Annotated in this window: 4 protein-coding genes; all 4 read right to left on the bottom strand. The window is 65.9% G+C overall.

Translation table 11 applies throughout. From position 1 onward, the window contains the following. Positions 1 to 71: 71 nt before the first annotated feature. The 4 genes from AAFX91_RS29625 to AAFX91_RS29640 all read right to left on the bottom strand — a co-directional run bounded on the left by AAFX91_RS29625 (position 72) and on the right by AAFX91_RS29640 (position 14,187). Complete coding sequence (locus AAFX91_RS29625) at positions 72 to 11,612, bottom strand: filamentous hemagglutinin N-terminal domain-containing protein (RefSeq protein ID WP_394568983.1); 11,541 nt, start codon at positions 11,610 to 11,612, stop codon at positions 72 to 74. 414 nt (positions 11,613 to 12,026) lie between these two features. Further along, on the bottom strand, positions 12,027 to 13,001 hold the full coding sequence (locus tag AAFX91_RS29630) for a FecR family protein (protein ID WP_394568984.1): 975 nt from the start codon (positions 12,999 to 13,001) through the stop codon (positions 12,027 to 12,029). Positions 13,002 to 13,053: 52 nt separating this feature from the next. After that, entirely contained in the window at positions 13,054 to 13,605 is a 552-nt protein-coding gene (locus AAFX91_RS29635) for an RNA polymerase sigma factor (RefSeq protein ID WP_394568985.1), read from the bottom strand. Between the two features lie 15 nt (positions 13,606 to 13,620). Next, on the bottom strand, positions 13,621 to 14,187 hold the full coding sequence (locus AAFX91_RS29640; RefSeq protein WP_394568986.1) for an STN domain-containing protein: 567 nt from the start codon (positions 14,185 to 14,187) through the stop codon (positions 13,621 to 13,623). Positions 14,188 to 14,411: the final 224 nt, after the last annotated feature.

The raw sequence follows: 14,411 nt of genomic DNA on the forward strand, positions 1-14,411 counted from the left end.
AAAACGAATCGTTCCATCCAAAGCTTGAATCACAGCCAAGCACGAATGAGAATCCTGAATCCCAACAGACCCTAGAACACTTGTCGCAGGAACACCGCCTGCTCGTCGGCCGGCAGCAGCGCGAACCGTGCGCGTGCGTCAGCCTCGGTGCCCTTGAAGCCATAGTGCGACGATAGCCAGTCGGCGAGGTCCTTCTCATAGGTCTTCGCCACCTTGCCAGGCTGATCGGCAAGTGGCTTGTCCGCCGCCGCCAGGTTGGCCGGATCGAGATAGCGCGTCAGCGCGCCATAGTCCGGCGCGCCGGCACCGGCCATCATCACGACCGATGCCCCCGGACGCAGATCGCCTGGCGCGACGGGGCCGAGGCTCGTCACCGCGCCCCGATCGGCCTGGTAGACGTTGCTGCCCGCGCTGATAAGCAGCGTGCCGGGACCTGCGACCTGCAGATTGGCGTAAACGATGTCTCGTCCGGCCGACACCACCGAGAAGTCGTTGTCGCCGGTATGCAGGATCAGATTGCTGGTGGCATAGGCATCGAAGTTGGAGAGGAGGTCGTAGCCGCCGACCGGCGTGCCGAGATTGACGATGTCGCGCCCCGCCATGATGCGCATCGGCTTGGCCGCCAGGTACCACGCGCTCAAGGGCCGCGTGGACGCTTTCTCACCGCCCTTTGTAAAGTCGATCACCTCGCCCGATTTGAAGCCGACGAGATCGCCGCCGGCAGCGTAAATGAGCGCCGACGTGCCGTCGTCCTGATGCAGGTTGCTGGCGGTGTTGGGGCCGAACGCAAAAAGCTCGACGCCACCGGGCGATATAATACCGAAATTATTCGGGACTGTACCGCTGCCATTGGCGTTGGTGATGGGATTGCCCTCGCCGCGCTGCCACCCCTTGAACGCCGGCCTGAACGGAGTCGCCAGAGCGCTCTGGTCGGCGCCGGACATGTCGATGGCATAGCCATTGGCATAGATCGAGCGGCCAGCCAGCAGTTCGAGCTGCCCCTGCGGCGACGGCGCGAGCACCAGTTGCGGCGCCAAAACCGTGGGCTGGTTTTCGTAGGCGCCGTAATAGATGCTGCCGCTCGTCGCCAGCGCCGTCAGCGTGGGCGGATAGACGAACATGCTGTCGGTCGGTACGTCGATGCTCCCGGCGGTCGACAGTTCGTTCTGCCTGGTCGGCACCAGATTGCCGCCTGCCGAAACCAGATTGATCGCCGTTTCGTCGCGCCACAGCGAGAACCAGGTGGTGCCGCCGCCCACGTGCGCGCTGCCGGCTGCGGTGTAAGACGTGGTATTCGGCAGGACCGGCCGGCCGGGGTCCGCCGCGCCTGATAGCACGAGATCGCCGCGCGCCGACAGATTGACCACGGCGTCGCCCGGAACGACCAACGGTCCGCCGAAGCCGATGCCTCTGTTGGCGACCGAGAAGTCGGGCCAGCGGGGATCCGTCCCAAGCTTCTGTCCGTAACTCAGATTGACGCCACCAATCGTGCCGGCTTGCACGTCAATCAGGCCGCGAAGGTTGACGAGCCCGCCGCTGGAGTCACTCCTGGTCCGAGACTGTGTCAGCATAGTCTGCCACGGGTTGAGCTGGCCACCGATCTTCACCAGCATGTCGCCGCCGCCGGTGAGGACCAACTGGCCATCGCTTCCGATCCGCCCGGTCGAACCCACCGCGATATCGAGCGCAGTCGAGCTCGACGCTAGGTTCGATCCCTGGCTCGCAAGCAGCCCGGCATCGCCGCCTGCCTGCACGGTGACGTTGCCTCCGCCCAGCGTGCCGAAACCGGAAAATCCGGTCAGCGCCGGCATCACGTCATCGGAAAAGCGCGATAACGGCAATGCAATGGTACCGAAATTGATCCACCACGCGGTGCGCTGGCCGGCGATGTCTCCGCCCTGCCGCCAGAGCCAGTTGCCGGGATTGTTGTACTGCAGGGGCCCGTTGTTACCCTGGTTGATCGACATGCCGGTCAGGTTACCCTGCGCCGCCACCAGAAGGTTGCCACCGCCATCAGGGTACCAGGCGTGATAGACGCTGGTCGCACTGCCGTCGACCAGTCCCTCATAAGCTGCGCCCTGGTTGCCGAGGACCGAGCCGCCGAACAGTTGTCCGCGCGCCCGGTCGTAAGGATTGGAGCCATCAGGTGCGAGCATCGCCTGCGATGGCGCGCCTGCCGTGTAGATGCCGTAAGCCGTACGCACCTTCAGGTCGGCAGCGCTCAGCAGTTCAAGATCGCCGGTGCTGGTGCGCACAACGCTCGTCAGCGGGAATTGCGCCTGCGTGGTTTCGCCACCCGGGTTCCATTGACAGTAGTCGGGCAAGTCCGCGCAAAGGTACTCATCAGCCGGCTGCCCCGGCGTTCCGAACGGATTGTCTCCGCCCAGATCGGCCCAGACCCAGCCCGGGGGCTGAATCGAGACCAGCGCTGCAACGGAGGAATCCGCGAGCACCAGACTTCCGGCGTTCGCGCTGCGCGGCCGCAGCGCCCGGCTGTCGGCCGCGGTGACATCTGCGCCGGCCACGAAGCGCAAAGACCACGACTGCGATCCGGCCGGCAGCATCGGCGCAGCCGCCCAGATCCCGTCGGATGGCGCGCTGTCGCGCAGCTTCACGAATGCCGCGTCGCCCGGCAGCTTGACCACGGTCGCTCCCGGCACCAGGGCGCCGACCGGCAGCGTCAAGTCGCCGTTGAGTGTGAGGCTCCACGGCAATGGCACGTTCTTCGGCCAAACCATTGGACCCACGGCAATGTCGGAAGTGAACAGGCTGCCGGCGCCGAGCACGGTCCCCGCGGGCAAAACCGTATCCTGTTGCAGCCGCGTGCCTTTCGCGTAGATCACGGCGCCGCCGGCATCGCGCACGTCCGCGCGCAACACGGTCCCCGCCGGCACGGTCAGCGCAGCCTGCAGGGGCGCGTCGGAAGGCAGCACGTTGTTCGCCCCCAACGTAAAGCTCCGCACCGGCAGATCGTAGTTCAGCACGCTGAAGCGCGGAAACACCGTGCCGTCCGCCAACACCACGCCATCGCGCGGAATGACGACATCATTGCCGGACGGCTGTCCGCCGCTGAACAGCATCCTCGCGACCTGGGCACCTGTCCCGAGCGGCTGCGGCGCAGCGGCAAAGCCGTCGCTGACATTGCCGAAGATGTTCAGGTTGCCGCCGGCGCGGATCACCAGCCGGCCCGGTTCGCCGGAGCCGTAAACGCCGGTCTTCAACGTGCTTGGGTTGATGCTGTCGTAGCGATAGCGCGAAAGATCGATGTCGCCTGCGATGGTCAGGTCGCCGTCCGGCGTCGCGCTGGTGATCTCCACGCCCGGCCGCAGGTGAAACGCATCGGCATAGACGCGCAGGCCTGCGAGCCTGCCTTGCAGGTCCGCGTTTTGCAGCGCCGCTGCGATGAACGACGTGCTGGAGCCGTGGATGGTGTCCATCAAAGCCTGGTTGACGATGCCGTCGGCAGGCCGGTAGGTGCGGAAGCCGTTGACGGCAATGCTGCGCGCGCCCGCGATCGTCACCGGCCCGGACGCGTCGATCGCGACGTTGGCGCCATCGCCGCTGCCACCCGCGCCGCCGAGCCGCGGCGCGTTCAGTTCCACCGTGCCGCGCGCGACGGCGTTGGCGGAGCGCACGTCGATCGTTGCGCCCGGCGCAAGCTGAAGCCGCCCCTGTGTCGTCGTGAGCTCGACCACGGCCCGGTTGGGCGCATCGATCGGCTTGCCATAGCTGTCGACGCGCAGCACGCTGCCATGCGCATCAAGCACGGCGCCTGATCCGAGCAATAGCCCGTCGCGCGCCGCGAGCCGGATGGTGCCGACCTGCTCACCACTCGCATCGATGCGCCCGTTGACGATGAGTCTTCCGCCATCCACCGACAGGCTGACGCTGTTGGCGACGAGTTCGTCGCCGACAACGAGATCGCCCTGCTTGAGCTGGAAGTTGCGCGACCCAACCACGCCGCTGGCGGTGAGCCGCCGGTTGAGGGCCGCGAAATCGTCCAGCGCCTGCGCGCGCACGTCGATGCCGCCGGCGCTGAACGGCACCTTGGTGCCGCCCGCGTCGAAATGCCCGGAGCTTCCGCCGCGGATCGTGCCGGCCAGGCCGACATGGCCAGCAGAGGCATCCAGCGCCGTCACCGACAACGTCCCGGCGCGGTTATTGACCGCGGAGAGGTCGATCACCGATCCGGCAGCTTGCGTGATATTCCCGTGCGCGCTCTCGAGACTGACGTCACCGCCCCAACTGTAGCGGACGGCATCGATCAGGGTCTCGGACCGTCCCGCCAGGTCCAGACGCGCGGCGTCGGTCAAGGTAATGTCGCCGTCGGCAGAGACGGTGAGCTTGCCGCTGGGCAGCGCAACAGAGGTTGCAATCGCAACCGTCGCTCCCTTCAGGCCGATCTCGGCGCCGAACGTCGTGGCCGGCGCCGTGGCGACGTCGCCGGAGGCGACGACGCGGAGCGCGCCACCCGCCGTGATATGGTTCACCGAGCCGGACCCACCGGTGAGCAGTGGCGTCATCAGGTTCAGGTTGCCGCCGCTGTAGGCATAACCGACACCGGGCTGGTAGGCACCCTGGCTTTCATAGACCGACAACGTGTTGCGATTGTTCGCGGTCACCTGCGTATGCGCGGTGATGTTGACGGTGGAGAAGCCGAGCATCAGGCGGTCCAGCGTGAGCTGGCTGTCCGGCTGGGTTCCATCGGCATAGCCCAACACCACCTGATCGGCGACGATATTGAACGTGCCGTGGCCAGTGCCGGCCCCGCCCGCGATCACGGCGCCGGGCGGGACGCTGCGCGGTGCGGCGTTATTCGCGCGCCTTACGCCATCGCTGATGCCGTTCCAGATCAAGGTCCCGGTCGTCAGGGTCGCACTCTCGGTGGCTGACCCGAGGCCATAGATCGCCGGCGTGTTGAGGACCAGCGAGCGCAGGCTCGAGCGCCCGGTCGCGAAGTCGATCGTGGAGAAGTTCACGGCTCCGTAGAAGTTGACCGACGCGAGCGCCGAAAGCACCAACCCTTCCAACTTGGGCGCGCCCAGAAGCGCGTTGCCTGCGAGCAGGCGCCCCAGCACAGTCTGGTTGAGCACGAGGCCGTCGGGCAGCACGCCAGCGGCGCGCGCCGCGGCGATCGCGCCCTCGTCGCCGATATTCAGGCTCGGCGTGGTGAGCGAGAGATAGCGCGCGCCGAAACGCATATTATCGGCAATCGACAGCGTGCCGCGCTCGACAGCGAAGCCGAGGGTCCCTTCGGTGGCGATCGTGGCGGCGCCGATGGTGATGCCGCCGAGCGTGCGTCCATCGATAACTTGCTGCACATCGATCCGTCCGTTGGAGACGACGATCATGTTGCCGGCGGTTGAATAAGAAAAGCCGTCGGAGGGCGGCATCACGATGGAAGGACCCGCGCCGATCGTGTCGATGCGCGCACCATCCTCGATGCGGATTCCGCCATCACCGGCCGCGATGAAGACGTCCGGCGCACGCAGCACCGCTCCGCTGCGCACCACCACGGATTTGTTGAAGCTGTAGGTGGCGACACGGCCGCTATCGAGATCGAGTCGCTGGCCACCGCCGATCGACAACCTGGCGGCGCCGATCGCATTGAGATCGGCCGCACGCACCGACACGAAGCCTGCGGTCGGCGCAGTGTCCGCACCGAGAATTTCGATCAGGCCGGGGTTGGCCCCGGGGGCGTACTTATCGAGGTCAAGACTCAGTGTGCCGCCATAGCCGCCGTTGCCCGGCGTGAACAGAGCCTGTCCGGCAAAGGACAACGCCATCCGGGCCGCCGACGCGTCAGGTGCGAGGACAAGCTGCAGCACGCCGGCGTCGACCGGCAGGCTCGGCCGAGGCTGGCCGTTACGCGCGGCCGCGGCCAGCATGAAGCTCGCGTAGCCTTGCTCGTTGTATTGCGAATAGCTGCGCACCACCGCGCCGGGCGTGATGATGGCGAGGTTGGGCAGGCTGTTGCGGATCGCTGTGTTGGCGACGCTGCCATAGGCCGTGACCGCATAAGAGCCGTTCGCCAAGGCAGCGGTGCTCTGGCCAAACTGCGCTGTCGCGCCGAGTTCGACGCGGAATGCGCCGGGCAGCAGCGCGAAAGATGCCGGCATCAGCGTGTAAGTGCCTGCCGCAAGGCCGGGCACGCCGCCGCCGATCGTGATGCGCTGGCCGATCATTGGCGCGCTGCCCTGGCTCGCCGGCACCGCAGGCGCGTATTCTGCGGTCGCATTCGGCACGATCGCAAACACCTGGCTGCTCAGACTGCTGTAGCTGTTGCCCGGATTGGCAGCGCGCAGCGGGTTCAGGAGCGCATCGACCGAGCCGCCGCGACCGCTGATGAATCCTGCGCCGCGCAGATCGCCTCCGCCGGACAGATCGACCACCGCGCCGGCTGCGACCGAGACAGCAGGTCCGGACAGGCGGATACCGCCGGTCAACTGACCGAACACGTCCACTCCGTTATAGGCGGTTCCGACCTCGGCACCATCGTAGCGATAGACGATGCCATCGACGGTCCCGCCATAGGGCATGGTCAATCCGGCGCCGCTGATCGAGGTGATGCTGCCCGGCAGGAGATCGAGTCGCTTAATGTCCGGTACGACCGACTGGCCGGCGAGAACGCCGCCGAGCACGATTGTGCCGAGCGGCGCGCGCAGCACGCCGCCCTGTTCGATAGCCGGGGCAAAGACCGTCAGCCTGCCGAACGCCGAGAACGGGACGGACGGCGTATCCGCCGTGGTGCGGCCGAAGCGGACGAGGTCGGTCGCTGCCAGAATAATCTTCGCGTTGCTTACCGGGTAGATCTGCGCGGCATCAAGTTCGAGCGTGTGGCTGCCATAGCTGTCGCCGATCAGCCGTATGTCGCCCCGGCTGACCACGGTGACCCGATCAAATCCGGCGATATTGGTGACGACGGGCGCCACGCCGCCCGTCTGCGTCACAGCGATATTGAGCGGTTCGGATTTGGCGGCAAGGTCGACGAGATCAGCCGTGATCGTCAGTTGCGCCGTGCCGGATTTCGCCGGCTCGCTGCTCGGCGCCGTGCCCAGACCGGCCCCGATCTTGCCGATAATGCTGCCGGGGCGCGGCTCAAACGCACCACTGAGGGCGACATTGGCCACCGCGCCGAAGGTGACATAGGGCGCGGCGAGTTCGACCCGCTCGTTCCCATTCTTCGCAACAAGATTGCCCGAGATCTTCATGCTCTGCGGCACAGCGAGCCGCACATCGCCGTCGAAAGCGATGGTGTCAGCATAAAGGCTGAGATTGGCAAAACCGCCGGCGACAACCTGGTCAGCGCCGATCCGCCCGTGTCCGAAAAGCAGCGCCGAATCCCTGGCGCCTGGAACAAGGTCGCTCGCAAGGCCGCTCGCGCCCGCTTGCGCGCCGACCTCGAGGATGCGAAGGCGTCGCACTTCGTTGGGGGCCGGCTGATCGACGGGGTCAGCATAACGGGGCGTGACCAGCGCCAGGCTGAGCGTGCCGCCAGCCGCGCCCTCGCTGCCGGCCTTGGCGATCATCTCGCCGTCCAGATAGAAGCCGCTGAACGTGTGGATCCCGATGCTGCCACCTGACGTGGCCAGGGTGAGAGACTGCGCTGCGCCCGAAGCGCTCAACCCCGTATTGGGCACATCGATCACGATGCTCGTGCCGGAGGCATCCAGGCGCGCGCCCGGGCGCGTGATGACGAAGCTGTTGCCGGCATACGCGATTCCGCCGTCGCCCTTGCCCGTGATGGCGCCGAGCATGATGCTGCCGCCCGCGTCCGCGAATCCATATCGCATGCCGCTGGAGTCGATCCCCACCGCACTGCGTCCCGCCACGTCGAGGACCGCCGTCTCGCCGAGCCAAATCGACCGCGCACCCAGTGTGGGATTGGCGAAGCCGCTGCTCGCGGTGTTCATCTGGATCACATCGATGCGGCCGCCGGCCGCGGTCAGCCGTCCATCGACGGTGATCTGGCCCGGGCTCTGCAGCGCAATCGCACGCCGTGGATCGACGGTGATGTTCGCATCCCGTCCGATGACGATCGTGCCCTTGTTCAGATCGAGGTTCGACTGAAGTGTCAGGTCGGCACCGGCCCGCCACGCGATCTGACGCTTGGACGGATCATCCTGGATGACCGGAGGAACCCAAAGCTCCAGGGCCGACGCCGGATCGGAGCCGGTCGGCGCGCTCCACGCCGCCGCGCCAAAACGATACACGGGCATGCTGACATCGATGACGGCGCGATCGACAATCAGCAATCCCTGATGGCCATTGATGTCGTAGCTCGAAAATCCCGTCTGGAACAAACCGGTGCCGAGCTCGGTCACAGCGGCGACAGCGAAGGTCCGCTCGGCCACGGTGCCGACGGGAATTGTGGTGCCGACGGCAAAGCGCAACTGCATTGTGGCCACATCACCGGCCGCAAACGTGACGCGGGTCGGCGCCAGCGGAATGCCATCGGGAAACTCGCGGGCCGTGAAGGTGAAACCCGCCGGCAGCTTGATGCCGTCGCCAGGGTAGATCAGCGCGCCAGGCGCAACGGGCGTACCGGCGCGGTAGTTTGTACCGTTAATATCGTAGAAATTGGTATCGACCGGGACGACCCAGCCATCGGGCCCCACCTTGAGCGGCTTCTGTTGGCTTGCGTCTACCTTCAGCGGCAAGGGTGCGTAATCGCCCGGCGCTAGTCTGGTAAGGGTCTCATCGTAGTTGAACGGAATCCGCCCGCCGGCCGGGATGATGATCTCTTCAGCCAGCAACAGCGGGATCGGCGCCCTTTCGCCGACGCCCAGCACGCCGTCATTGGCGAGCGCTTTGCCGCCGATCACGATCGACGGACCGCTCCCGATCACGAGCTTGCCGCCGCCGCTTGCGCCGTAGCCGTTGATCCGCCCGTCAAGAACCAGGCGCCCGCCGACGCTTGGACCGCCCGCCGAACGATCATCGGCGACCAGGGTGACGCTCCCACCCTTGCCTCCCGTGGTCTTGCCGTTTGGCAGGATAGCGCCACCGGAGGAAACATCGATGGTGCTGCCGGCGGCAATCGTCGCGCCTTGGGTGGAATTGAAGCTGACGCTGCCTCCATTGATGAAGGCGAGGCCGGAAAGATCGCTCGGCGGGTTCGCCCCATTGATCCACAGCCCGCGCGTGTCGATGGTTGCGCCGGCATGCAGCGTGAGCTGTGCGGCACCGTCGGACGTGGTCAGCACGATCGGCGTAAGCACGGCGGCGTCCGGCCTGAGAATATTGGTGATGGTGACGCTGCCGGCGCGCGTGGTCACATCGGCATTGATGTCCACGACCGGCGCGACGAACGTCACTTGTCCACCGGACGCGAAAGTCAACGGCGCGTCGGTGACGATCGACTGTTTTGCGGCAACGCTGAGCCCACCGAGGCCGGCGCCGTTGACCAGCCCCACGTCGAACAGGCCCGTGTTGGCGCGATCGAGTGGAAGCGCGCCAGAGCGATCGATACTGTCAGCGATCGGGGCGACGTTCCCGAACTTGACGTTCGTGACGGATGCATTGACAAGCCCGCGCGCATCATAGCCGCCGAGCATGAGCCTTCCGGCAAGCGGTGCGGTGTCTTGCGGGAGCTTGTAGCCATCGGCGACCGCGGTGAGCCGCACGCCGGTCTGCCGCTGACCTTCGATCACGTCGGCGAGAATCGTCCCTTCGAACACCGATGTCGGGGTCGACAGGATCAGGCCGCCGGCATCGCGACCGACGGTGTAGCCGTCCTCCCAGCCCACACTCTCGCGGTCCTTGCCGAACGGGCTGGTCCAGACCTCGGTGACGTCCCAGCGGTCGCTCTTCCAGTGCTCATGCTTGCGGATGAAGCCAGCGCCGAGACCGTAGAAGGTCATGTCGGCGCGGGCATCGTTGATGTTGTAGAGGCGGCCGTCCGGTCCGAGGAAGTTCGTGGTGCGGATGTAACCGCCCTCATAGCGGACCGAGCCGCCGGAGATGTTGAAGACGGAGCCGCGCTGCGCGACCACCTCCGGCGCGGCCAGGGTGATCGTGCCGCCAACCGCGGTCCATTCGCCGATCTTGTGCGCGGTGTTGTTGAGATAGCCGCCGACTTCAAGGAGGCCGCCCGGGGTGTAGTAGCGGTCGGAGGCGTATCCGCCGGTGCCGGCCGGCACCAGCGCAAGCTTACGCGCATCGATCCAGACGTCCTGGTTGAGGAGCGCGCCATTGTCGCGGTTCTGCGGCGAATCGCGCAATTCGTTGCCCTGGACGTTGACCTTCACGGAGTTGTCGGACATCGGAAGGACGACGTCCCGTGCACCGGAAACGTCGATGACAGCACCCGTCTCGGCGAACGCCCGCTTGCCGGCGGAGACCGCAACCTGACCGCCCGCGGCCATTGTCACCGATCCATTGCGAAAGTCGACCAGGCCGCCAGTGACGATCTCGACACGCGACAGGTCCTCACGGTCTGCGAGCATGGAAAGATTGTCGAACTGGCCGAGAGTTAACGCCGCGCGCGCGGTGTTCTGCTTGGCGGAGTCGGCGATCAGGGCATCGCGCTGCGAGTTCAGCGCCGTTTTCGTGGAGTCGAGCTCGAGCGACACCGTGGTGAGACTGCCACCGCCGAGGGTCACTCTGCCACTGCTGTCGGAAGCTGAATTGAGCAGATGAATGGTGCCGCGTTGGTCGACCGACGTGGTCGACATAAGGATGCCATTCTGGTCGATCGTGTGGCCGGCGAGCGTGATATCGCCCTGCTGGGCGAACATCAGGCCGGTGTTGCTGACCGCACCGCTTGCGCTTCCCACACGGATCACCGGCGCGACCTCATTGCCGCGCGTGGTGGAGACTTGGTTGGCACTCGTGCCGTAACCAGGTCGCAGGATGAAGTCGTCGCCCGCCGCGAGCAGAGCCTGCCCCTTCGGGGTCGTGATCGAGCCCGCGTTCTCGACTGCGGTGCCGAGCAGCGCCACGAAGCCGCCGCCCGACGTCACCGATGTCGGCGCGCTGGTGGCAATCAGAGCTCCCGCCTCGACGACGATCTTGCCACCAGCTCCGCTGAAGCTCGGCAGATATCGCGCGCCACTCTGCGTCGAATAGATTCCGGTGTTGAGAAACTGCTGATCGATAATGTCGGCAGTCGCCGCGATCAGCGATCCGACGTTGATCTGGCTCCCGCCCCCGAAAATGATTCCGTTCTGGTTGATCACCAGCACCTGGCCGGGCGCATTGATGTGACCGAGGATCTGGCTGGGGCCGAGATTGCCGACCACACGGTTGAGCGCGGTCCAGGCGCTGGACTGCTGGTTGAAGTTGACGGTGGTTTGTGCACCGACGTTGAAAATCTGCCAGTTGAGGATCGCCTGCGACGCGGTCTGGTTGATCGTGACCGTGGTCTGGCCACCGCTCGCCGACTGGGTCGGCAGATCGGCCCCCCTCCACAAATTCGCGCCTGCCGCCGCGCCAGGCGCGACTTGAAGGCCGCCCGGCGCCAGCCCATTCGGCACGACCGCTCCAGGCAACGTGCTCGAACTTCGCGCGGCCGCGGCGGCAGCGCGCGCGCTTTCCTGCACGGCTTGCAGCGCCTGGATGGCCCGCGTTGCGCGCGTGAGCGCGTCCTGGCTCTGCTTGGAGAGTTCCATGGACTTCTGCGCAGCGGCGGTCGCTGCATCGCTGGCAACCCCGACTGGGGACGTCGCTGTAGCGAAATTGCCGAGGGGCCGCGCAACTGCACCGTGAACACCGGCCACCATCACCGCCAATACGCTAGCCCCCGTCAACAACAGGCGACGGGACGCGCGCGAACTATTCCATCGCGCGCCAAGACCTTCATTGACGCGATGCGCCCCGACAGATGGTGTCTCGGAGCGGCGGATGTTTCGGCTACGGGGTCGAGGCGACATATGAACTTCTTTCAGGGCGCGACAGACGGAGAGGACCGCAGCCTCTCGCCGAGACCGCAGTCCTTACTGAGAGTCCCGACGCGTCTCAGAACCGAAAAAAATTCAGCGCCGACCACCGCGCATTCGCTCGGCCGGCACCGGTGTCACCTCCACTCACCCCAGCAAGACAATGCCACCTGGCAATCTTGTCACCGTGGCGCCAAATATCTGCTGTATCTGACCGACGACGCCATCGATATTCGCGATCTGGAATCGAGCGTTGAACAGGCGGCGGCCCAACGCCGTGCTGGTGACGATGATCCGGCCGGGCCGGTAGCGGTTGATCTCATCAACGGCTTCCGATAACGGCGTGCCGTGGAACACCAGCACGCCTTCTTTCCACGCCGTCACGACCACCGGATCGATCGAGGTTACGGCGCCCAATCGGTCCGCGGAATAGATGACCTGTTGTCCTGCGCCGAGGCGGACAATCTGCCCATCCACCCCGACCTCGATTTCGCCTGCAATGCAGGTGGTGCAGACCGCCGCCCCCTCGTAGCGGATGTTGAATGTTGCATCCGTCGCGACCGCTCGCGTTCCCCCTGCAATCACCTCGACGCGATGCGCGTCCCGCGCCGCGACAGCCGCCTCACCCGCAATAAGTTCAATGCGTTCGGCTTTGCCATCGATGGCGCGCAGCGCGACGGCGGTTCGGGTGTTCAGGTGGATCGATGAGCCGCCTGGAAGCGCGATATCGCGGCGTTCGCCGACGGCTGTCCGGTAGTCCGCAGCAAGTTCGGAAAGCGATGGCCATAGGCCAAGCGGAGGACGAACGACCAGAAAGGCCGCGGATGCCGCGGACGCAGCGAGAGCCCCGCCAAGGACGGCGCGCCGCGCCAACCATGGTCCCGGCGCGATGCGACGATCGTGGCGCCGGGCCGGCAACATGGCGCCGGCGGGCTTAACCACGTCCCATACGCTGCATGCGCGGGCGAACGCATCGGCGCGCACGGGATCGTCCGCTGCCCAGCGCTTGAACGCCTCGAGATCGGCTTGGCGGGCGTTGCCGGTGGCAAAGCGCAACACCCAATCCTGGGCCTCGCGATCGACCGCGCTGAGCGATGCCGCCGGCTCGTCACTGCCCTTCATGCGTCTCGTCGCTTCCTACCAACGGCTCGTCGATATCGATTCATGGTCTGCCCTACCCCTCAGAGTCCTTGAGGGGCTTCGGACCGAATCTTTGAATCAGCTTACGGTCCAGGCGCAACGCGCAATGGGCGAGCGCATGCCTCAATTTGATTTCAACGAGCCGCTGGGAAATGCCGAGCCGAGCGGCGATATCGCGCAGCTGGACGCCGTCCAGCCGCGAGGCAAGCAATATCTCGCGCCTGCGCGGCGTCAATTCGGCCAGGGCCCCCGCCAGCGTTTCCGCCTCCGATCGGGCCGCCGCGGCGCGTTCGGGATCCGGCGCCTCATCCACCAATCCGATGGCCTCTTTCGCATCCGACAGCGTGACCAGATCTCTGTCACCCCGCCAGTGGGCCAGCGCCGCATGAAAGGCCATCTGCAGCAGATAACGCCGTGGGCTGCGCAGCTCGCCAACGGGCGTGGCGCGATCGATACGCAGCCAGGTGTCGTGCAGCACATCATTTGCAAGCTCAGCAGACCCGAGCCTGCGTGTCAGTTGCGCCCGCAGATCGTGGTAGCCGAGCACGAAGAACCGCCGCAACAGATCGCGATTGGAAGAGCTCATGCGCGATCTATCGTGTTACCGGGGAGCCATTGCGGTATGGGGGCAACCGGTCGGCCGGCCCCTATCACGCGCGAGAATCGCGACCGCGACCGGCTGCGGCATATCCGCCGGCGGGGTCCCCAGCGACAGCCCGCGCAGGACGCCACCCACGTCGGCGACGTCAGGCGCTCCCGTTGCCATGTCGAAAAGCTGGGCGCGATCGATCGTGCCGGATGCTGCGATCCAGATCCTGAGCAGCAGATCAACGTCGCGGGGCCGGGTCTCGGCGCGACCACAAAGTGCACGCGACACTTCACTCTGGAGCAGCCCAAAATATGACCGGACCGCTGGATCGGCCGCACGGAGCCGCGCCGGTGCGACCAGCGTGAAGCTACCCTGGCCGGTCGCCCTTGCCTCCAAGCCGCTGCCGATAAGGAGCCGCCGCAGCGCGGCCTCCGGCGTGAACAGCCCATGGACCGGGCGAGCATACTGCCCGGCAGCGAGTACGCCATCGTAAAACACCTCAAGCCCCGTGGCGGCGCCATAGGCATCAAGTGCGGTGGCAAGCGACTGCGCCGGAATGTCGAAGCGGGTGGCCCCCATTGTTGTGGCATCGGCCGCCCTCGCAAAGAGAAGCAAGCTCAGTCCAACAAGCACGCTTTGCCACAACCGCGCGCCTATAGGCCGCGGCCAATAAAGTGCCGCCGGCATAAGCGGGATCTCTGTTCATGGAAACGTCACACGAGAAGACACTAGGCCGTGTGGACAGTTACCTTATCCAGAGCAGAGTGGCGGCAATGGCGACGACGGCGAAGTAGTTTCGCGCG

This window comes from Bradyrhizobium sp. 31Argb, from assembly GCF_043638955.1.
Classification (GTDB): domain Bacteria; phylum Pseudomonadota; class Alphaproteobacteria; order Rhizobiales; family Xanthobacteraceae; genus Bradyrhizobium.

Coding starts and splice junctions, on each gene's coding strand:
- AAFX91_RS29625 (WP_394568983.1), bottom strand. CDS start 11,612: ATGGAACTCTCCAAGCAGAGCCAGGACGCGCTCACGCGCGCAACGCGG.
- AAFX91_RS29630 (WP_394568984.1), bottom strand. CDS start 13,001: ATGAAGGGCAGTGACGAGCCGGCGGCATCGCTCAGCGCGGTCGATCGC.
- AAFX91_RS29635 (WP_394568985.1), bottom strand. CDS start 13,605: ATGAGCTCTTCCAATCGCGATCTGTTGCGGCGGTTCTTCGTGCTCGGC.
- AAFX91_RS29640 (WP_394568986.1), bottom strand. CDS start 14,187: ATGGGGGCCACCCGCTTCGACATTCCGGCGCAGTCGCTTGCCACCGCA.